This window comes from Acidisphaera sp. S103 (assembly GCF_009765975.1).
GTDB lineage: Bacteria > Pseudomonadota > Alphaproteobacteria > Acetobacterales > Acetobacteraceae > Rhodopila.
This window is the reverse complement of the sequence record NZ_LMUJ01000079.1, coordinates 109,930-130,060: the sequence shown is the minus strand read 5'-3', so window position 1 is coordinate 130,060 and position 20,131 is coordinate 109,930. Positions and strand designations below refer to the sequence as shown.

At 65.8% G+C, this 20,131-nt stretch carries 14 protein-coding genes, 1 pseudogene and 1 riboswitch; of the genes and pseudogenes, 5 read left to right on the top strand and 10 right to left on the bottom strand.

The genetic code is table 11. From position 1 onward, the window contains the following. Positions 1-42 precede the first annotated feature (42 nt). The 3 genes from GSQ89_RS27030 (at position 43) to dnaN (ending at position 3,416) form a co-directional block, all read left to right on the top strand. A complete protein-coding gene (locus tag GSQ89_RS27030; RefSeq protein WP_158931107.1) occupies positions 43-1,452 on the top strand; it encodes an amidase family protein in 1,410 nt (469 codons plus the stop codon). Positions 1,453-1,459: 7 nt separating this feature from the next. Further along, complete coding sequence (locus GSQ89_RS27025) at positions 1,460-2,119, top strand: MarC family protein (protein ID WP_158931105.1); 660 nt, start codon at positions 1,460-1,462, stop codon at positions 2,117-2,119. A gap of 172 nt (positions 2,120-2,291) precedes the next feature. Continuing rightward, positions 2,292-3,416 (top strand): DNA polymerase III subunit beta, encoded by a 1,125-nt coding sequence (gene dnaN, locus GSQ89_RS27020; RefSeq protein ID WP_158931103.1) that lies wholly within the window; start codon positions 2,292-2,294, stop codon positions 3,414-3,416. Between the two features lie 12 nt (positions 3,417-3,428). On the opposite strand, the gene GSQ89_RS27015 is transcribed toward dnaN, so the two are convergent. The 3 genes from GSQ89_RS27015 to ileS form a co-directional block, all read right to left on the bottom strand. Further along, a complete protein-coding gene (locus tag GSQ89_RS27015; protein ID WP_158931101.1) occupies positions 3,429-4,709 on the bottom strand; it encodes an MFS transporter in 1,281 nt (426 codons plus the stop codon). A gap of 138 nt (positions 4,710-4,847) precedes the next feature. Further along, the gene (gene lspA / locus GSQ89_RS27010; protein WP_158931099.1) at positions 4,848-5,369 is read right to left on the bottom strand and encodes a signal peptidase II; all 522 of its coding nucleotides are present in this window, start codon (positions 5,367-5,369) and stop codon (positions 4,848-4,850) included. Then, positions 5,366-8,176: an isoleucine--tRNA ligase gene (gene ileS, locus GSQ89_RS27005; protein ID WP_158931097.1), complete on the bottom strand. Its 2,811-nt coding sequence runs from the start codon at positions 8,174-8,176 to the stop codon at positions 5,366-5,368. The genes lspA and ileS overlap by 4 nt, the downstream gene beginning before the upstream one ends. Before the next feature lie 220 nt (positions 8,177-8,396). On the opposite strand from ileS, the gene GSQ89_RS27000 reads away from it, so the two are divergent. Then, the gene (locus GSQ89_RS27000) at positions 8,397-10,466 is read left to right on the top strand and encodes a tetratricopeptide repeat protein (protein WP_158931095.1); all 2,070 of its coding nucleotides are present in this window, start codon (positions 8,397-8,399) and stop codon (positions 10,464-10,466) included. Here GSQ89_RS27000 and GSQ89_RS26995 read toward each other — a convergent pair. Genes GSQ89_RS26995 through GSQ89_RS26980 form a run of 4 tightly spaced genes read right to left on the bottom strand, consistent with a single transcriptional unit; the run spans position 10,444 to position 13,380 of the window. After that, complete coding sequence (locus GSQ89_RS26995; protein WP_158931093.1) at positions 10,444-10,839, bottom strand: DUF350 domain-containing protein; 396 nt, start codon at positions 10,837-10,839, stop codon at positions 10,444-10,446. The two genes, GSQ89_RS27000 and GSQ89_RS26995, sit on opposite strands and share 23 nt — an antisense overlap. Further along, the gene (locus GSQ89_RS26990) at positions 10,836-11,948 is read right to left on the bottom strand and encodes a glutathionylspermidine synthase family protein (RefSeq protein ID WP_158931091.1); all 1,113 of its coding nucleotides are present in this window, start codon (positions 11,946-11,948) and stop codon (positions 10,836-10,838) included. The genes GSQ89_RS26995 and GSQ89_RS26990 overlap by 4 nt, the downstream gene beginning before the upstream one ends. Before the next feature lie 3 nt (positions 11,949-11,951). Beyond that, positions 11,952-12,200 (bottom strand): hypothetical protein, encoded by a 249-nt coding sequence (locus GSQ89_RS26985; protein WP_158931089.1) that lies wholly within the window; start codon positions 12,198-12,200, stop codon positions 11,952-11,954. Between the two features lie 43 nt (positions 12,201-12,243). Then, positions 12,244-13,380, bottom strand: a complete 1,137-nt coding sequence (locus tag GSQ89_RS26980; RefSeq protein WP_158931087.1) for an FAD-dependent monooxygenase — start codon at positions 13,378-13,380, stop codon at positions 12,244-12,246. 130 nt (positions 13,381-13,510) lie between these two features. On the opposite strand from GSQ89_RS26980, the gene GSQ89_RS26975 reads away from it, so the two are divergent. After that, the gene (locus tag GSQ89_RS26975; protein ID WP_158931085.1) at positions 13,511-14,911 is read left to right on the top strand and encodes an alkaline phosphatase family protein; all 1,401 of its coding nucleotides are present in this window, start codon (positions 13,511-13,513) and stop codon (positions 14,909-14,911) included. A 40-nt stretch (positions 14,912-14,951) separates the two neighbouring features. Here the strand turns inward: GSQ89_RS26975 and metE are convergent, their stop codons facing one another. The 3 genes and pseudogenes from metE to GSQ89_RS26960 all read right to left on the bottom strand — a co-directional run. Next, positions 14,952-17,255 (bottom strand): 5-methyltetrahydropteroyltriglutamate--homocysteine S-methyltransferase, encoded by a 2,304-nt coding sequence (gene metE / locus GSQ89_RS26970; RefSeq protein ID WP_158931083.1) that lies wholly within the window; start codon positions 17,253-17,255, stop codon positions 14,952-14,954. Between the two features lie 82 nt (positions 17,256-17,337). Next, positions 17,338-17,575: riboswitch (cobalamin riboswitch) on the bottom strand. Positions 17,576-17,638: 63 nt separating this feature from the next. Next, positions 17,639-19,243 (bottom strand): DHA2 family efflux MFS transporter permease subunit, encoded by a 1,605-nt coding sequence (locus tag GSQ89_RS26965; RefSeq protein WP_256367348.1) that lies wholly within the window; start codon positions 19,241-19,243, stop codon positions 17,639-17,641. A gap of 92 nt (positions 19,244-19,335) precedes the next feature. Continuing rightward, positions 19,336-20,131: pseudogene (locus tag GSQ89_RS26960) on the bottom strand (4Fe-4S ferredoxin); the annotation flags it as partial.

Below are 20,131 nucleotides of genomic sequence, written 5' to 3'. Positions count from 1 at the left end.
CGGCGCCGATAGACCATTGGACGCACAGCAAAAGGATATGCGATGACTTCCGAAGACCTTGGTTTCCTGCCGGCGACCCGCCTCGCGGAATTGATCCGCACCAAGCAAATCTCCCCTGTCGAATCCACGCGTGCGTTGCTGGAACGGATCGAGGCGGTGGAACCCAAGGTCAATGCGTTCGCGTATCTCGCGGCCGACCAGGCGATGGACGCCGCCCGCGCGGCCGAGGCGAAGCTGATGTCGGGCGACCGCGTCGGGCGGCTGCACGGCGTGCCGGTGACCATCAAGGACCTGGCGATCACCAAGGACATGCCGACCCAGCAGGGCAGTTTCATCCATCAGGGCGCTCGGCCGACCGAGGACGCGCCGATCGTTCCGCGCATCAAGGATGAGGGCGCGATCATCCTGGGCAAGACGACGACGTCGGAGTTTGGGTGGACGGGTGTGTCGCACTCGCCGTTGACCGGGATCACGCATAACCCGTGGAAGTCTGGGTATAACGCGGGGGCGTCGTCGGCCGGGGCGGGTGCGGGGTGCGCGGCGGGGTATGGGCCGCTGCACCAGGGCAGCGACGGAGCCGGATCGATCCGTATGCCGGCGCATTTCTGCGGCGTGTTCGGGTTGAAGCCCAGTTTCGGACGGGTGCCGTATTATCCCGTCAGCACCGGCGACATGACGTCGCATAACGGGCCGCTGACCCGGACGGTGGCGGACGCGGCAGTGTTTCTGGAGGTGATGGCGGGTCCGCATCCGCTGGATTACACCACGCTGGAAGCCGGTCCCGCCGCGTATCATTCTCGGTTGCATGAGGGGGTGAAGGGCAAGCGGATCGCGTATAGCCCCGACCTGGGGCATGCGCGGGTCGATCCCGAGGTCGCGGCGCTGGTGAAAGCGGCGGCGCGGCGGTTTTCCGAGTTGGGGGCGATCGTCGAGGAGGTGGCCACGCCGTGGGCGGCGCCGGGGCCGGAGCTGATCCGGTTTTTCTGGTCGGCACATTTGACCCGGCTGAAGCCGCAGTTGGAGAAGTGGGAGTCGCGGATGGATCCGGGCCTGGTCGCGTGCATCAAGGCATCGACCAACGTTTCCATCGCCGAATACCAGGCCGCCCGAGAGCGGAAAATGGCATATATCGCCGGGATTCATCGCTGGTTCGAGGGGTGGGATTTTCTGCTGACTCCGTCGGTGTCGGTGGCAGCCTTCCCGGCGGAACGGCTGATGCCGGAGCATTGGCCACAGCATGAATGGGACTGGGTGAGCTGGGCGGAGTTCTCCTATCCGTTCAACATGTCCTGGAATCCGACGGCCAGCGTGCCGTGCGGGTTTACCTCGGACGGGTTGCCGGTCGGGTTGCAGATCGTCGGCAAGCGGTTCGACGATCTGGGGGTGCTGCAGGCCTCGGCAGCGTTCGAGGCGATCCAGCCATGGGCCGACAAGCGCCCTACCCTGGGCTGATCGCGTCGTGCTGGAAGCCGCGCAAGCGTTTCTGCTCGGTTTTCCGGCATTGTTTTCCATCGTCAATCCGATCAGCGGCGCGTTTATCTTCCGCGGTGTGACGGCCAGCCGGCCGCAGGAGGCGCGGGCGCGGCTGGCTCGTTTGGTGGCGCTGAATTCGCTGGCCGTGATGATGGGCGCGCTGTGGGCGGGATCGTATGTGCTGGCGTTCTTCGGCATCACGCTGGCCGCGCTGCGGGTGGCTGGCGGGCTGGTGGTGGCGCTGAGCGGCTGGCACCTGCTGAACGCGCCGGAGGTGCAGGAAGACCGGAAGCAGGAGCAGGCGGCCTCGGCGGAAGGGTTCGAGGATATCGCGCTGTTCCCGCTGACCATTCCGTTTACCACCGGGCCGGGTACGATCTCGGTGGCGGTTGCCCTGGGGGCGGGGCACCCTCGGTTGTTCGGAGGGCTGGGCTGGTTCTTTCTGGGGATGACCGCGGCGGCGGTGGCGATGACGGCGGTGATCTGGGTCACCTACAACTATGCCGACCGGTTGACGCGGATGATGGGGCCGACCGGGACGCGGACGATTACGCGGGTGTCGGCGTTCCTGCTGCTGTGCATCGGGGTGCAGATTTTGATTACCGGAGTGGAGGATGTGCTGGGGCCGCTGCTGGCGGGGCGGTAGTGGTTGCCGTGGTTGGGCCATCGCACAGGAAACCTCAGTCCAACCGCCCGGAACCGCATGACGGTCCTTGGCGGACCTTCCGCCGCCTTGCTACACTCCGTTGTGCGATTCGCTTGCTTCCCCGCCGTGCGGGGATCAGAAGCGGCGGCCGGACCCAAGTAGGAAACAGACCATGAAGCTCAAGGCCGACCGCGCCGTCTTGATCAAGGCGCTGGCCCACGTCCAGAGTGTGGTGGAGCGGCGCAACACCATCCCCATCCTGGCGAACGTCATGATCGCCGTGCGGGACGGCAAGCTGACGCTGACCGCCACGGACATGGAGATCGCCATCGTCGAGGATGTGCCGGCTTCGTCCTCGCGCAACGGCGCCTGCACGGCCCCAGCGGCGACGCTGTACGAAATCGTCCGCAAACTGCCCGACGGGGCGGAGGTGGAACTGGATCATCCCGGTGGTGACGCCCAGTTGTCGCTGCGGGCCGGGCGGTACGACACCAAGCTGACGGTGCTGCCGGTCGAGGATTTCCCGTCGATGACCGCCGGCAGCCTGCCGCACAAGTTCAACCTGACCGCGCTGACGCTGCGGGCGCTGATCGACCGCACCAAGTTCGCGATCAGCACCGAGGAGACTCGCTACTACCTGAACGGCATCTATCTGCATCACGCCGACAGTGAGGGCACGCCGGTGCTGCGCGCGGTCGCCACCGACGGCCATCGGCTGGCGCGTGTGGAGGAACCGCTGCCCGAGGGGGCGGCGACGATGCCCGGTGTCATCATCCCTCGTAAGACGGTGAACGAGCTGCGGAAGCTGCTGGATGAGGTCACCGGCAATGTGGAGGTGGCGCTGTCCGACACCCGCATCCAGTTCCATGCCGACCAGATGCTTCTCACAAGCAAGCTGATCGACGGCACCTTCCCGGAATACGAGCGGGTGATTCCGCGCGGCAACGACAAGGTGCTGCGGGTGGGCAAGAAGGACTTCGCCGACGCGGTGGGCCGCGTGGCGGCGATTTCCTCGGAACGGTCGCGTCCGGTGAAGCTGTCGCTGGCGCGCGACCTGCTGGTGCTGACCGCGTCCAATCCAGAACAGGGGACGGCGACCGAGGAACTCGACGCCGACCATGTCAAATACGACGCCGGTCCGCTGGAGATCGGGTTCCAGGCGCGCTACTTGAACGACATCACCGACCAGATCCCGGAACAGGTGGAATTCCGCTTCGCCGACGGCTCCGCGCCGACCGTGGTGCAGGACGCCGGTGACTCCAGCGCGCTTTACGTTTTGATGCCGATGCGGGTTTAGCGGGGGGCAGGTTTAGGCCCGTCTCGGTACCGGCGCGCGCGGCGGGCCGCCGGCTTCCAGCGCCGCGGACGAAACCGGCGAGCGAACCATGGTCTGCAAGGCGACCGCGCCCAGAATGGTGATCGCGGCGCCGATCGCCAGCGCGATCACGAACGATCCAGTGAGATCGACCACCATTCCGGTGACCAGCGGCGACACCGTCCCGCCGATGTAGCCACCGAAATTCTGGATGCTGGCGATCGAGGTGCAATACGACTGCGGCGCCACCGCCGTGATCAGCGTCCACTTCCCGGCGATCCCCAGCGACAGGAAGAACATCGCGGCGGAGATGAAGATCACCGCCTCGGTCGCATTGCCGGCGGTGGCGGCGATGATGGTGAACAGGCCGGACGCCAGCAGCCCCAGAATGGCGGGTAACCGGCGGCTGGCGACGATTTCCATGCCGCCATGGGCCAGGCGGTCGGTGACCCAGCCCCCCGCCCAGGCGCCGAGGACGGAGAAGATCAGCGGGATCATCGCCAGGAACCCGGTCTTGGCGATGCTGATATGCTGCTGCATTTCCAGATAGGCCGGCAGCCAGGTCTGGTACATCCACACCGCGTAGCCGGTGCAGAACGCACCCAGGGCCAGGCCCCAGACGGAGCGGAAACGGAACAGACGGCCCCAGTTGCGCAGTTCCACCGGCGCCTCGGCGGCGCGGTTTTCCGCCAGGTAGGCCTCGTCCTGGGGCTCCAGCACTGTCTTGGCGGGATCGCGGTAGATTTTGAACCACACCAGGGCGCCGAACAGACCGGCGATCCCCATGGTGATGAACATCATCCGCCAACCAAAGCCCAGCATCAGCGCGGTCAGCAGTGGCGGGGCGATGGCCGGCCCGATGCTGCCGCCGGAGTTATAGACGCCGGTCGGCTTGCCTCGGTCCTTGACGTGGAACCAGTCGCTGGTGACGCGGACGGCGCCGGGGAAGGCCGGGCTTTCGGTGGCCCCAAGGGCAATGCGCGCCCACATCAGTTGGACGTAGCTGCCCGCCAGTCCGCCGGCCGCCTGCGCGGCGGACCATGCGATCAGGGCCAATCCGACCAGGTAGCGGGGGCCCAGCCGGTCCAGCAGGAATCCGACGGGGATCTGGAAGCAGGCGTAGGTGAGCGACCAGAAGGATTGCAGCGCGCCGATCTCGGTGGCGGTCAAACCGAACTCCCGCCGGATCGTCACGTTGCCGATCGCGAGTGTGGAACGGTCGATGTAATTCAGCGCGATGGCGGCGGTTGCCAACCCGACCGCGATCCATTGCATGCGCCGCATCCTGGGCGAAACCGAACTGACGGCCATGCTTTACCCCCGCTGATTGGTCTTGTGCCAATGATCCCGACACGGTTTGCGCCGGCTGGCAAGAGCGACGGGGAAGCGGGATCGCGACGCAAGCGGGTCGTGTCAGGGCGGGCTGGTGGGAATCGACTGTTCCTTGCGCCGCTTGGAGAATTGCGCGTCCAGGATCAACGCCGCCACGCCGCAGACGATCGCGGCGTCCGCGACGTTGAATACATACCAGGAATAATCGCCCCAGCGCGTATCGATGTGCGCCTGGATGAAATCGACCACCCATCCGAAACGAACGCGATCGATGACGTTGCCGATGGCGCCGCCGGCGATGGCGCCGATCGCCAGGGCGACCATCTTGTTCTCTGCCCGGTACAACCAGACGCCTAGGGCGACGACGACGGCCAGGGCGACGGCCGACAGCAGGACGTGGCCCCAATCCCCGAGACCGTTTAACAGGCCGAACGTCACGCCGGTGTTGCGCACCATGGTCAGGTTAAGCACAGGCAGCAGCCTGACCTGGCCGAGTTCGGGCAGTTTCAGGCCGTTCAGGACCCACCATTTGCTGGCCTGGTCGGCGGCCAATACGATCAGCCCGGCGATCACACCCAGCGGTACGAGGTTCGGTCGGGTCATGGGGCCGGCTTGCACACCAGGCCGGAGTCCACTGCGTCCGAACACCGCAGGCACAGCGACGGGTGGGTAGCGTTCGACCCCACTTCCGGGAGCACTCTCCAGCAGCGGGCGCATTTGTCGCCAGAGGCGGGCGTGACCCTCGCTGGGGATTCGTCCGTGTCCGGCACGAGCGTTACGGAGGAGACGATCGCGATCTCGGACCATGAGGCGGCATCCAATAAGGTTTTGTGCGCTGCATTCAGCGGCAGTTCGACGGCGGCCTGCAGCGAGGAGCCAATGGTGTTGGCCTTGCGGCATTCCTCGATCGGCACGGTCATGCGGCGGCGGATGGCACGCACCGTCTCCCATTTCGCGGCGAGTGCTTCGTCGTGCCAGGCGGCGGGGGGCGTCGGAAACTGTTCCAGGTGGACGCTGGTGTCCTCGCCGAAACGGGCGCACCAGGCTTCCTCCGCGGTGAAGCACAGCACCGGAGCGAGCCAGGTGCAGAGATATCGGTGCAGATGGTCCAGCACGGTGCGGGCCGCCCGCCGGCGGAGACTGTCGGGCCGATCACAGTACAGGGCGTCCTTGCGGATGTCGAAGTAGAACGCGGACAAGTCCACCGAACAGAAATTGTGCAGGTCGGGATAGACGCCGGTCCAATCGTACGATTCCACCGCCGATCGGATTTTCGTATCGATTTCGGTCAGGCGGTGCAGGACCCAACGTTCCAGTTCCGGCATGTCCTCCAACGGCACGCGTTCGGCCTCGGTGAAGCCATCGAGGCTGCCGAGAACCCAGCGCAAGGTGTTGCGCAGGCGGCGGTACAGTTCGGATTGCTGCTTGAGGATTTCCGGGCCGATGCGCAGGTCTTCCGTGGTGTCGGACGACATCACCCACAGCCGCAGGATATCGACACCGAATTTGTCCGCGACCTCATCCGGGGCCGTCGTGTTGCCCAGGGATTTGGACATCTTCCGGCCCTTCTCGTCGTTGACGAAGCCGTGGGTCAGGACGGCCTTGAACGGGGCGGCTCCCCTGGTGCCGACGGCCTCCAGCAACGATGTGTGGAACCAGCCGCGATGCTGGTCGGAGCCTTCCAGATACAGGTCGGCCGGCCAGGGCAGGCCGCGCTTTTCCAGGACGAAGGCGTGGGTGGAGCCGGACTCGAACCAGACATCGACGATGTCCATGACCTGTTCGTAGTCGTCCGGGTTGTAGTCGTTGCCCAGGAAACGGGAGGCCGGGGACGAATACCAGGCGTCGGCGCCTTCGGCCTCGAATGCCTCGGTGATGCGGGCGACGACGGCGGGGTCGCGCAAAGGCTCGCCGGTGCGTTTCTCGACGAACACGGTGATCGGCACGCCCCAGGCGCGCTGGCGGCTGATGCACCAGTCCGGGCGGGCGGCAACCATCGATCCGATACGGTTACGGCCCTGATCCGGCACGAACTGCGTGGCGGCGAGGGCGGCAAGCGCCTTGTCCCGGATGTGGTGCGGGCCGTCCATCGGGATGAACCATTGCGGCGTGGCACGGAAGATCAGCGGCGCCTTGGACCGCCAGGAATGCGGGTAGGAGTGGACGATCTTGCCACGCGCCAGCAGGTTTCCCGCCTCGGTCAGCGCGGCGCACACCGGATCGGCGGCCTTGTAGACGTGGGCACCGGCGAACAGCGGTACCCAGGGGTTGAAGGTGCCGTCGTCGCCCACCGTCTCGGGGATATCCAGGCCGCTGGCGCGGCCCAGGATGAAGTCGTCCTCGCCATGGCCGGGGGCGATGTGAACGAAGCCGGTGCCGGCCTCCGTGGTGACGAAATCGCCCAGCAGGAGCGGTGTGTCCTGCTCATAGCCGAACCCGCGCAGTGGGTGGGCCATGACAGTGCCGGCGAGATCGGCGCCTTTGACCGTGGCCAGCACCGTGTGGGCTTCGATACCGGTGTCCTTCAGCACCGTGGACAGCAGGGGTTCGGCGATGACGATCTTCTCGCCGGGACGGGCCCGGGACCCGTCGGCGACGGTGTCGACACGCACCACGGCGTAGTCGAATTCCGCCCCCGCGGCGACGGCGCGGTTGCCGGGCATGGTCCAGGGGGTTGTGGTCCAGATCACCACCGAAGCGCCGTCCAGGGCGGGAATGGATGGCTTGACCACGGGGAAACGGACCCAGATGGTGACCGAGGTGTGGTCGTGATACTCGATCTCGGCTTCCGCCAGCGCGGTCTTTTCGACCGGCGACCACATCACTGGGCGCAGACCGCGGTAGAGTGCACCGTTCAGCAGGAACTTGCAGATTTCACCCGCGATGGCAGCCTCGGACGGGCGATCCATGGTGGCATAGCGTTCACGCCAGGCGCCCTCGACGCCCAGGCGGCGGAATTCGGCGGCTTGGACGCCCATCCAGTGGTCGGCGTAGGCGCGGCATTCGGCGCGGAAATCCAGGATGGGGACGGTGTCCTTGTCCTGCTTCCTGGCGCGGTATTCTTCCTCGATCTTCCATTCGATCGGCAGGCCGTGGCAATCCCAGCCGGGGATGTAGTTGGCGTCGTAGCCCGCCATCTGCCGGGTGCGGTTGACGACGTCCTTCAGGATCTTGTTCAGAGCCGTGCCGATGTGCAGGTGGCCGTTGGCGTAGGGCGGGCCGTCGTGCAGGATGAACAGCTTCCGGCCGGCCGACGATGCACGAATTTTGCTCCACAGGTCCATGGCATCCCATTTCGCCAGGATCTGCGGCTCCTTCTTCGGAAGGTCTCCGCGCATGGGGAAGCTGGTCCGTGGGAGAAAGACCGTGTCTCGGTAGTCGCGCTTGGGGTCGGTGGCGGCGTCGTTCATAGCGGTTCCGTTAGGCAAAGGGCGGGCGTCCGGGTGTCGCCGGCGATGCAGGGGGCCAGCCTATACACGGATGTGGTCGCCTCGACCATGCCGGACCAGGGGGCGGATCAGGGGGCAGATCAGGGGGCAGCCGAATCGCGGGCCAAATCGGGCGATGTGACAACGGCGAGGTGATGATTTCGGCTTTGCCTCAGGCGTTTCAGCCAGCGATAAAACGAGCATGAGCGATCCTGACGGTCTTTTGCGGGCGGCCTTGGCGCAGCATCAGGGCGGCGCCCTGTCGGCGGCCTGCGATCTGTACCGGCAGGTGCTGGCGGTGCGGCCGGGGAACCACGACGCGCTGCACCTGCTGGGCGTGGCCCGGGGCGCCATGGGCAAGACGGCGGAGGGCATCGCGCTGATCCAGCAGGCGATCGCGGTCAATCCCGGCGCCGCATCACCGCATTTCAATCTGGGCGGCCTGTTTCTCGCCCAAGGCGAGACCGAGTTGGCGTTGGGCGCGTTTTTGGCCTGCCTGGCATGGTCGCCGAACCATGTTGGCGCGCTGACCGCCGCGGCCCGAACGCTGCATACGCTGGGACGATCGGCCGAGGCGGTGGACCGTTATGCGCGGGCGCTGACCCTGGTCCCCACCGACGTAGCGATATGGGGCGATTTGGGTGCGACACTCACGGCAAGCGGCCGCCTGGACGAGGCCCTGCGATGCTACGATCAGGTGCTGCACCTGCGCCCCGACCACACCGAGGCGCACTACAACCGCGGCTATGTCCTGCTGCGCCAGCAGGCTTACGATGCGGCGGAAGCGGCGTTCAGAGCGGCGCTAGCTGGCCGGCCGGACCACCTGGGGGCGTGGTTGAACCTGGGGTTCGCGTTGGAGGCCCAGGCCCGGGGCGAGGAGGCACTCGCCGCCTTCGAGCATGCGCTGACGCTGGCCCCCGAAAATCTTGCCGCCCGGTTGCAGCGCGGTTTGCTGCTGCATGCCTTGAACCGGCACGCGGACGCGGTGGAACCCCTCACCGCCGTGCTGACCGCCGCGCCGGATCATCTGGAGGCATTGGCCGCGCGCGGCAGCGCGTTCTGGGTGCTGGAAGCGTGGGACGGGGCCAAGGCGGACCTGGACCGCGCCCTGGCGTTGGCCCCAGATCATGTGCCAGCCTTGATCGATCGGGGCAACCTGTTCCACGACCTGCAGCGATACGATGCGGCACTGGCTTGTTACAACAGGGCGCTGGCGCTGGATCCGGACAACCTGACCGCGCTGATGAACCGGGGAGGCACCCTGCAATCATTACAGCGTCATGCGGAGGCGCTGGAGACCTATCAAAAGGCCCTGGCCGTGCGCCCCGGGTACGACGACGCCCTGATGAGCGTCAGTCTCTGTCAGCTTCGAGCCGGCGCATGGTGTGAGGGATGGCGAGGCTATGAGACCCGGCTGCGGCAACAGCCCTGGACGGATGCGCTGCCGACCTTCAGCGGACCACGGTGGGACGGGGCATCGGATCTCCGCGGCAAGCGCGTACTGCTGGCATCGGAGCAAGGGCTCGGCGACGCGATCCAGTTCAGCCGCTTCGCCCGCTTTGTGGCGGATCGCGGCGCCCGTGTAATCCTGGGTGTGGAGAAGCCGTTGCGCCGCCTGATGCGGGGTCTGGCCGGCGTGTCGGAGATCGCCGTCCCGGGTGAGCCGGCCCCGGTTTACGACTGCTACGTCCCGCTGATGAGCCTGATCGCCGTGCTGGATCTGGGTATGGAAGACGTGGCGACCGGCGGCCCCTACCTGCATGCCGATCCGGATGCCGCCGCGGCGTGGCGCACGCGGCTGGCCGCGTTGCCGGGCCTGAAGATCGGGTTGGCGTGGGCTGGCGATCCGAGGCGTCATAATCGGACGGCATTTCTGATGGACCGAAGACGGTCGATCGCACTGGAGCGTCTTGCGCCGCTGCTGGCGGTGGACGGCGTGACGTTCGTGTCGCTCCAGAAAGGGGCTGCCGCCGTTCCGCCGATCATCGACTGGACGGATGAGTTGGACGACTTCGCCGATACCGCGGCGCTGATCGACGGGCTGGATCTGGTGATCACTGTCGATACCGCCGTCGCGCACACCGCGGGCGCGCTGGGCAAGCCGGTCTGGATGCTGAACCGGTTCGACCGCTGTTGGCGCTGGATGTGGGACCGGACCGATACGCCATGGTATCCGACGATGCGACTGTTCACCCAGCGCGTGCCGGGCGTGTGGAAGGACGTGGTGTCGGAGGTCGCAGCGATGCTGGTTATGTCAGACAAGCCGCGTTGAGCAGACCGAGCGCGATGGACCCGGCGGCCAGCAGGGTGGCCTCCGCCATGTCGCCGCGCGCCAGAGCGGCACTGGCATCCCGGCGCAGCAGCCGCAACGCGCCGAAGCAAAGCAGTTGTAGAAGCAACGAAACAACCGCCCACACCGCCATGTCGAGCAGATTTCCGGAACGGACGATCGCGACCGCCAGCGGCATGGCGAAGCCCACCATCGCGGCGCCGAGGACCAGGGCGACGGCGGTGTTGCCATCCCGGATCAGTTTCCATTCGTGCAAAGGCACAACTTTTGTGTAGGCGGTGAGGAACGCCGCGAACAACACGACGGACGCGCCAAAATACAGCAGGAAATTGGGCAGGTTTGCCAGGCTGGTCATGCGACGCTCCTGAAGAAATGGGGCACGAAACGGCTGGTGTCCCGAGTGATCGGGGTGCTGTCCTCGCGGATGCCGACGCCGTGCGGCACTCCCGCGATGAGCCAACTGCCGATCACCGCGTAGCGGCCATCGACCTGGGGCAGCTTCATCCAGGCCTGGTGAACGAAACCTTCGGCACCGTAGGGACCGTCGGTCCGCCAGCCCGGCGCTGTGATATTGTTGCCTTCTCGTCCGAACAACGGTTTGGCGATTTCCAGGCCGCCGGTCCTGTTCGGTTGGCGGAACGCCGGCAACAGGTTCGGGTGATCCGGGAACAATTCCCACAGCAGCGCCAGGATACCCTTGCCGGATAGCAGCAGGCGCCACGCCGGTTCGATCCAGCGCGTGGAGGAGGAGCCGATATGTTCGCCGAATGAGTCGCGCAGCATCGCTTCCCACGGATACAACTTAAATGCCGCTCGGATCTCCTGATTGCGCAAATCGAGAAAGCGCCTTCCATCCCAGCCGATATCGTCGATGTTCAGGAAGGGTGCATCGAGGCCGGCCTGGATCGCGGTGTCGCGCAGGTAATCGACGTTGCCGCGGTCTTCCTCGGAATCCCGGCTGCAAGTGAAATGGACGGTTGGGGGCAGACGCAGGGTGGGCCATGCGGCGATCAGCGCCTCATGGATGGAATTGAACTGATCCGCGTCCGGAAAGGCGCAACTAAGCCATTCCCATTGCACGACCGAGGATTCGTACAGCGAGGTGGGCGTGTCGGCGTTGTATTCCAGCAGTTTCGGCGGGCCGGTGCCGTCCCAGCGCAGATCCATGCGGCCGTAGAGACTCGGTTCCTGGCGGTCCCAGCTTCGCACCAGCAGGGGCCAGACGGACTCCGGAATGCCCAGGGTCTGATGGCGGCCGTTGCGGATGGCATATTCGGCGGCCGACCGGGTCAGCCGTTCCAGTTCCGCAGTGGCGTCATCGAGGATGTCGACTTCGGCCGCGGTAAACTCCCAGCAGGCGGTTTCGTCCCAGTAAGATTCGCCGGCGATCTCGGCATAGGCGAAACCCAGTGCCCGAGCACGCTGCCGCCAATCCGGCCGGGGGGTCAGTCGGTGTCGGCGCATGCGTCAGGACCCTCTGCCGCCGTGAAAGCCGCCGAAACCACCGCGCACCACCGAGGCGATGGTGCCGCGGGTCCAACCGCGGCTATAACCGACCGCGCTGGCGCCGCCATGGCCGCCGAACTGACGGCAGATCGTATCCGCATCCGCCGTGTGGTTTCGCTGGGCTTCCTGGCATTTGCCGACCGTCCGGCCGGAGACCAGCGCGAGGCCTCCCCCCATCAACACCAGGACGATCGCGGTGGTTCGACGCATGGCCGAACCCTAGCACATCGTAACGATCCCGTGAAGCATGGTGTCAGTTGGCCAGAGGGACCGTCCATGAGTCGTAGCCGTAGACCCAGTCGGCATCGTGCGGTTCTTTGAGCCAGGTGTTCTGTGCCGAGGTCTGCTGGATGCGGCTGGTGCGCGGCTTGCGGGTCGCTTCGTAGCGCAGCAGGGCGTCGTGCAGGCCGTCGCGGTCCACGCCGTCGAGACAGCGGGAGAGGATGGCACCGTCCTCGATCGAGGTTGAGGCACCCTGCGCCATGTACGGTGTCATCGGGTGGCAGGCGTCGCCGAGGAGGGCGACATTGCCGTCGACCCATTTCGGCAGCGGATCGCGTTCCACCAGTGCCCATTTGTGGACGTCCGGGCAGGCCGCGAGAATGGTTCGGACCTGCGGGTGGAACGTGTCGTAGGCGGCGCGCAACGTGGCGAGGTCGCCCTTGGCGGACCATGATTCGACGTCGAACTCCGGCTCCGGCGTGCTGGTCACGAAGTAGAGTTCGTCGCGGCGGGGATTGACGTAGTAGCTGACGATGTGACGGTCGGGTCCCCACCACTTGACGCATGGGTAGGGTTGCGCGTTGCCCAGCAATGCGGCCGGAAAGACGGTACGGTAGGCGACTCGGCCGGTGAAACGTGGTTGTTCCTTGCCCAGCATGAATTCGCGCACCACGGAATGGACGCCATCGGCGCCGATCACCGCGTCGGCTTGTTTCGTCTCGCCGTTGGTGAACGTCATGCGGACAGTGCCGTCCGGGGCGTGATCCAGGCCGTCCAGCTTGTGGTTCAGGCTGACGACATCGGGCGGCACGAGGTCGGCCAGCATCGCGTGCAGATCGCCCCGGTGCATCAGGAAATATGGCACCCCATGGCGGTCGAGGATGGACTGCCCGAGCGGCTGGGAATTGGTGAGTTTGCCGGTGTCGTGATCGCGGGAGTCGTTTGACTCGGGCTGGAACGCCTGGGCGAGGAATTTGTCTTTCAGGCCCAGAGCGTAGAGGACCCGGATGGAATTGGGCGCCTGCTGGATGCCGGCACCCAGACGCGTGAAGCCCCTCGCCTGCTCGTAGATGTGCGCGTCGATGCCGATGCGGCGCAGGCACGCCGCAGCCGTCAGCCCGCCGATGCCTGCCCCGATGATGGCGATGTGGGGTTTTCGAGATGTCATGGATATCCTCCGTCAGCCGGCATGGTGTCCGGTTTCGCGGCGCTCGCCAAGCCGAGGGGTTTCGCTACGGCCGTGGACAGGCGGCGGCGATTTCGGGTTTGATCGGCGGGCACCCGGGGGGAACATCGGTATGGACATTAAGCACGTCGTGGTTCTGATGCTGGAGAACCGGTCTTTCGACAGCATGCTGGGGATGCTGTCTCCGCATAGCGAGACGTTCGACGGACTGACGGGTTCGGAGCGGAACATTTGGCACAAGGCGGATGGGCCGGTGCCGATACCGGTGTGGAAATCAGCGGCGATGACGCCGGACGCCGCCTGCATCCCGACCCCCGATCCCGGCGAGTTGTTCACCGACATCCATATGCAGATCCACGGCGTGGGGGATCCAGCGGTGGCGATGGGTGGGTTCGTCGACAACTATATGCAACAGCCAGCGAAAGACGGTCCGCATGACCCGGCTGCGGTGATGCACTACTTCACGCCCGATGAAATACCGGTGCTGAGCCAGTTGGCCAGGGCGTTCGGGGTGTCGGATCGCTGGCATGCCTCGGCCCCCTGCCAGACCTGGCCGAACCGGTTCTTCGCCCATACCGCGACCGCGAATGGGTATGTGAACAATTCACCGACGCACTTTCCCTACCTGATGGAAACCGTGTTCAACCGGCTGGAGGACGATGCGAAAGTCCCGTGGCGCGTGTATTTTCATGACTTTCCCCAGTCGGCCACGTTGGCGCGGCTGTGGGGGCGGGCCGCGTGTTTCCGCCACTTCAACGACGAGTTCATCCGCGATGCGGCGAGCGGCAGCCTGCCGGCCTATAGCTTCATCGAGCCGCGCTATTTCGCCAATCCGGTGCTGCAGACGATGCCGAACGACCAGCATCCGCCGCACAACATCGCCTATGGGGAGGCGCTGATCGCATCGGTCTATAACGCGGTGCGTCATGGGCCGGGGTGGCGGAACACCCTGCTGATCATCACCTACGACGAACATGGCGGCTGCTACGACCATGTGGTGCCGCCCGCCGCCACGCCACCCGGCGGGCAGACGCCGAACGGGTTCGACTTCAGTTCGTTCGGCGTGCGGGTGCCGGCGGTGATCGTTTCGCCATGGGTGCCGAAAGGGTCTGTGATCCGGCCGACGGGCGCTACGCCGTTCGACCACACCTCGATCATCGCGACGTTACGACAACTGTTTCCGTTCCGGTCCTTGACCCCGCGTGACGCGGCAGCCCCGGATCTGATGCATGCATTGAGCGGCGACGGCACCAATGACGGGCCGGCGTCCATCGTAGCGGCGGAGCCGACACCGACGACAGCGGAACTGACGGCAGCGGCCGCGGCGGCGCCGAACGGGATGCAGACCGCGTTGAGCACGGCCGCGCTACAGCTTCCGACGGCCGGTGCGAATGTCGATACGCATGTGAAGCGTCTCGCCGCGGTGCCGGATACGGCGCCGAACCAGCCGACCGTCGGGGCGGCGGTGGCTGATGCCGTGAACCATGTGAAGGCGTTTCTGGCGTTACTGTGAGCTGCGAACGGGGGAAGCCGCTGGCCGCCCCCACCCTGCCCTAGATCGCCGCCTGCCGCCGAACCTCACGCGCGGCATCGACCAGACTCTTCAGAGCGGGTCTGACTTCTTCCCATTTGCGGGTTTTTAGGCCGCAATCGGGATTGACCCAGATCTGCCAGTCCTCCAGCCGCTGCCGGGCGAGACCCAGAAGCTCCACCATCTCCCGCGTGTCTGGCACGCGAGGGCTGTGGATGTCCCACACGCCCGGGCCGATCTCGGCGGGATAGCCGGCTGTCCCACCGCCCTGCCCCGGCACGAACGCATCCAGCAGTTCCATCCGGCTGCGTGTCGTTTCGATGGAAATCGCGTCGGCGTCCATATCGGCGATCGCCGGCATGATGTCGTTGAATTCCGAGTAGCACATATGAGTGTGGATACTGGTGTCATCCCGCACGCAGCATGTCGCCAGACGGAAGCACGCGACGGCCCAGTCCAGATAGGCCGCCCAATCGGCGTGGCGCAGCGGCAGACCCTCCCGGAACGCCGGTTCGTCGACCTGGATCACCGCGATGCCGGCGGCCTCCAGATCGGTCACCTCATCACGGATCGCCAGGGCGATCTGCCGGCACGTTTCGGACCGGGGAATGTCGTCGCGGACGAACGACCATTGCAGCATGGTCACCGGTCCGGTCAGCATGCCCTTCATCGGCCGATCGGTTTTGGACTGCGCGTAGGCCGACCAGCGGACGGTCATCGGTGCCGGGCGCGAGACGTCGCCCCAGATGATCGGCGGGGCGACGCAGCGGCTGCCGTAGGATTGCACCCAGCCGTGCTGGGTGAAGGCATAGCCGCTGAGTTGTTCGCCGAAATACTTGACCATGTCGTTGCGTTCGAACTCGCCATGCACCAGCACGTCCAGACCGAGTTCCTCCTGCCAGCGGACCGCGTCGTCGATCCAGCCTTCGATCGTCGTTTCGTACGTCTCGTGTGTAATATTCCGCCGAACCAGTGCGGCTCGGGCCTGGCGAACCGCGGCCGTTTGCGGAAAGGACCCGATTGTCGTGGTCGGAAACAGTGGAAGACGCAGTTTCGCCTGCTGGGCTTCCCGCCGTTGCGCATACGGGCTGGTGCGTTGCCGCATCGTCTCGGTCGCCCCGGTCAGCCGAACCGCCACCTCCGTCCGATGCACGCGGGGACTGGCCTGCCGGGCCCGTACCGCTGCATCGCTGGCGGCCAGTTGGGCGGCGATCGCCGTATCGCCCTCGTCAAGGCCGCGCGCGAGGGCGGCGACTTCATCCAGTTTCTGCGTGGCGAAGGCCAGCCAACCCTTCACGTCGGCGTCCAATGCGGACTCCTGGGCGAGATCGACCGGCACGTGGAGCAAGCTGCACGATGGTGCCACCATCAAGCGACGGGTGCCGCGAACCGCGGCGACGCGCCGCAGGGTGGCCAGCGCGGTGCGGAGGTCGGTGCGCCAGACGTTGCGGCCATCGACGATGCCCAGCGACAGCCAACGCTCCGGCGGCAGGGCGTCGAGCACGGCGTCCAGTTCTGCGGCACCGCGAACCAGATCGATGTGCAAACCAGCCACCGGAAGAGTGGCGGCGGTCGCGAGATTGCCGCCCAGCGGTCCGAAGTAGCTGGTCAGAAGGATCTCCGGCGCCGTAGTGAACGCCTGATAAGCGCGGACGAACGCCTGCCTGGCCTTATCCGTCAGGTCGAGTGCCAGAACGGGCTCGTCCATCTGCACCCAGGCGGCGCCGGCCTCGGCCAGTTCGGCCAGGATTTGGGCATACACCGGCAGCAGGGCATCGAGCAGATCGAGCGGGTCGGACCCGTCGGTCGTCTTCGACAGCAGCAGGAAGCTGACCGGGCCGAGGAGGACCGGACGCGTGCGCATGGGCAGCGCCATTGCCTCGCGGAACTGCTCCAATGGGCGATTGGATGTCAGCGTGAAGCGCTGGCCGGCCGACAGCCTGGGGACCAGATAGTGGTAGTTGGTGTCGAACCATTTGGTCATTTCCATCGCCGGCAGGCCGGGGGCATCCGCCGCGCTGGTGCCCCGGGCCAGGGCAAAATAGGTGCTGAGCGACACCTTCCCCTCCGACCAGCCGTAGCCCGGCGGGATAGCGCCCAGCATGCAGGCGGTGTCGAGCACGTGGTCGTACAGGGCGAACTCGCCGGACGGCACATGGGCGATGCCGGCGCCGGCCTGCAACTTCCAATGGCGGGTGCGGAGCGCAGCGGCGGACGCTTCCAGTTCGGCGGCGCCGGTGTCGCCGGACCAGAACGCCTCCAGTGCGGTTTTCAGTTCACGCCGGCGCCCGATGCGGGGGAAGCCGAGATTGCTGGCCAGCGTCATGCGGGCCTCCTACCAGCGGACATGCCGTTCGATTGGGTCGTCATCAATCATCTCCAGCCCCCGACTCACCCCGATCGGCGGCATTGGTTCGCGCGACGATGGCAGGTCTCCTGGCTGGCGGGTCAACGCCCTTGGTCCTGTCTTCCCGAACCCGAACGGGCTCAGTGACCCCACCTTCCGGAGAAGGCGGACGGACCAATGGCTTACCGCTGACAGTTGCGGGGGCAGCCACCGACTTGCCTCCGGACCATTGGTCCTGCCGAGACTCACGGTGTTCCCTTTTCACCCGCTCGCGCGGGACCATCGACATATAAGGATAACTTTATGTGATGATGATTTGCAAGAGGAACTGACTCACCTGGCGATGCGGCGGCGGACGCTGGCTACTCCACCGGCTCCGCCGCCATCATGCTGCCTCGCGACGGCCGGTGCATGAACAGAAGCAGCAGGATCGACGGCAGGATCGTGCAGATCAGCAAGACATAGTCGTCGGCATAGGCGATGATCTGTGCCTGTTGGCTGACCGTCTGGTCCAGCAGCGCGGCGCCATGGCGGGTTGCGGGGTCGAAGGCGCCAACCGCGGCCAGGGCACGATTGAAGGGGGTCAGATTTCCGCCGATCATCTCGTGCAGCCTCTGCGTGTTGCGTGCCAACATCGTGGACGTCACCGAAACGCCGATGGCGGCCCCGATGTTGCGCAGCAGGTTGAACAGCGACGCGCCCTCGGTTCGCAACACCGGCGACACGGTCGCGAAGGCCAGGACCTGCAAGGGCGTGAAGATCAGGCCCATCCCGGCGCCTTGCAGCATGATCGTCGCGATGATCTCGCCCTGGGACACGTCGGGGGTCCAACCGGTCATGATGTAGTACGAACCGCAGACCATGAGCAGTCCCATGCCCACCAGGTAGCGGGGATCCATACGGTTTGACATACGGCCGGCGACGATGATGGACGCCAGGTTGCCCAAGCCCCGAGGTGCCATGATCATGCCGGCCGTCTCCACCGGATAATTGCTGAGGACCTGAAGCCACGGGGTCATCAGCGCCAGGCTGGAAACGAGCAGCGTGCCCACGGCGAACATCATCACCAGGCCGGTGGCGAAGTTCCTGTCCCGGAACAGGGCGGGGCGCAGCAGCGGCTGGCGGTTGGAGAACAGATGGACGAGGAACAGATAGAACCCGAGGCCCGCGAGGATCCCCTCGATGATGATCTCCTTGGAATAGAACCAGTCCAGGTCCTCGCCGCGGTCCAGCAGAAGCTGTAGGGCGCCGATGCCGATGGACAGCATGGCGAAGCCAAGCCAGTCGAAGCGCAACCGGTTCACGCCGAGCGTGGATGGCAGGAAAATCATCAGGCCGACGGTGGCGAGAATGCCGAATGGCAGGTTGATGTAGAAAACCCAGCGCCAGTCGTAATGTTCGGTGAGGAAGCCGCCGAGGGTCGGCCCCATGATCGGACCGATCATCACGCCCATGCCCCAGACCGCCATGGCGAAACCGCGTCGCTCCTCGGGGTAGATGTCCAGCAGGGTTGCCTGGGACAGCGGTACCAGCGCCGCGCTGCACATCCCCTGCAACAAGCGGAAGCCAACGATCTGCGCCAGCGACTGGGCGGCGCCGCACAGCATGGAGGCGATCGTGAAGCCGATGATGCAGCCGACGAACAGCGGCTTGCGGCCGAAGCGCGCGGCCATCCAGCCGACCGGGGCGGTCATGATCGCCGCGGCGGTGATGTAGGAGGTCAGGACCCAGGTGATTTCGTCATAGCTGGCCGAGAAACTGCCCTGCATGTACGGCAGCGCAACGTTGGCGATGGTCTGATCCAGCGACTGCAGCAGGGTGGCGCCGATTGCACACAGGGTGATCATCGCCCGATGCGGAACGGCATCGGTCATTGGAATCGGCTGAGCCTGGGTCGCCATCGCTTTGCTTCTTACCGGACGTCTCTCTCTGGTCCCGATGGTCCGGCAATGCGGCAGTCCGGTCAAATCCCGTGGACAGGACTGCGGCGAATCGAAGGTGGGTAAAATGGAACCTCTTTATGAGTGTGGATCGCCGGCGGTGGCCGGTCCGCGTTGTGTCAGTTGGGGTTTATCAAAATTGCTTTTTGGCGCCACGAGAACGTGATGATGCCGTCCCGCCACGCGACCGGTGGGATGCACTTCTGCATCGGCGCCGCCTCGGCCTCCACCGGATCGATCAGCGTGTAGGTCGCGCCGCGGCCACCCAGCGCCTCATTCGTCGCATGCACCAGGGCGTGGGTTCCCGCCGGCTGGTGCGGTCCGGCGTGGATGAAGGCCCGCCCGTGTGCCGCCTTCATGTCGGCGACCAGCGGCGCGAACCATCCGGGCATGTCCGATGGAGTCTCGCCCCGCAGGACCGCCGCCGCCAGGGCCGGAACGATCCGCACCAGATCGCGGGGACTGGTGACAAAACGATCATCCGCAGCGACACCGGTCAGCGTCGGCGTCAGTTCGATCGCGTAAGATCGGCTCATGCGGCCGGTTCGAGCCGGGTTGCGCCGAGCGGCGAAATCCAGGGCGAAGCGCAGGTGGCCGGGTGCGGAGTCCAGCAGGTCGCTGTCGATGGTGACGAGAAGATCGGTCGCATCCAGCTTCGGCACGATCTCCACCGGCTGCCCGTACGCCATGATCGCCCCGGCGCGCACGGCATCGCGAGAGACCGGGTCCCAGCGGTGCCAGCGCATCTCGGGGTATAGTTGCTTCATCGTAGCGATTTTCCGGATGAAGGTGGGTGACGTGGTGGTGCCGGTCAGGATCCGAAATCCGGTGCCACGACCCAGGGTATCGCGCTGGCCGGCCAGCGTGGTCAGCAGCGACGACCATGATTGCGGTTCGCCGTCGCGGATCAGGCCC

Coding starts and splice junctions, on each gene's coding strand:
- GSQ89_RS27030 (WP_158931107.1), top strand. CDS start 43: ATGACTTCCGAAGACCTTGGTTTCCTGCCGGCGACCCGCCTCGCGGAA.
- dnaN (WP_158931103.1), top strand. CDS start 2,292: ATGAAGCTCAAGGCCGACCGCGCCGTCTTGATCAAGGCGCTGGCCCAC.
- GSQ89_RS27015 (WP_158931101.1), bottom strand. CDS start 4,709: ATGCAATGGATCGCGGTCGGGTTGGCAACCGCCGCCATCGCGCTGAAT.
- lspA (WP_158931099.1), bottom strand. CDS start 5,369: ATGACCCGACCGAACCTCGTACCGCTGGGTGTGATCGCCGGGCTGATC.
- ileS (WP_158931097.1), bottom strand. CDS start 8,176: ATGAACGACGCCGCCACCGACCCCAAGCGCGACTACCGAGACACGGTC.
- GSQ89_RS27000 (WP_158931095.1), top strand. CDS start 8,397: ATGAGCGATCCTGACGGTCTTTTGCGGGCGGCCTTGGCGCAGCATCAG.
- GSQ89_RS26995 (WP_158931093.1), bottom strand. CDS start 10,839: ATGACCAGCCTGGCAAACCTGCCCAATTTCCTGCTGTATTTTGGCGCG.
- GSQ89_RS26990 (WP_158931091.1), bottom strand. CDS start 11,948: ATGCGCCGACACCGACTGACCCCCCGGCCGGATTGGCGGCAGCGTGCT.
- GSQ89_RS26985 (WP_158931089.1), bottom strand. CDS start 12,200: ATGCGTCGAACCACCGCGATCGTCCTGGTGTTGATGGGGGGAGGCCTC.
- GSQ89_RS26980 (WP_158931087.1), bottom strand. CDS start 13,380: ATGACATCTCGAAAACCCCACATCGCCATCATCGGGGCAGGCATCGGC.
- GSQ89_RS26975 (WP_158931085.1), top strand. CDS start 13,511: ATGGACATTAAGCACGTCGTGGTTCTGATGCTGGAGAACCGGTCTTTC.
- metE (WP_158931083.1), bottom strand. CDS start 17,255: ATGACGCTGGCCAGCAATCTCGGCTTCCCCCGCATCGGGCGCCGGCGT.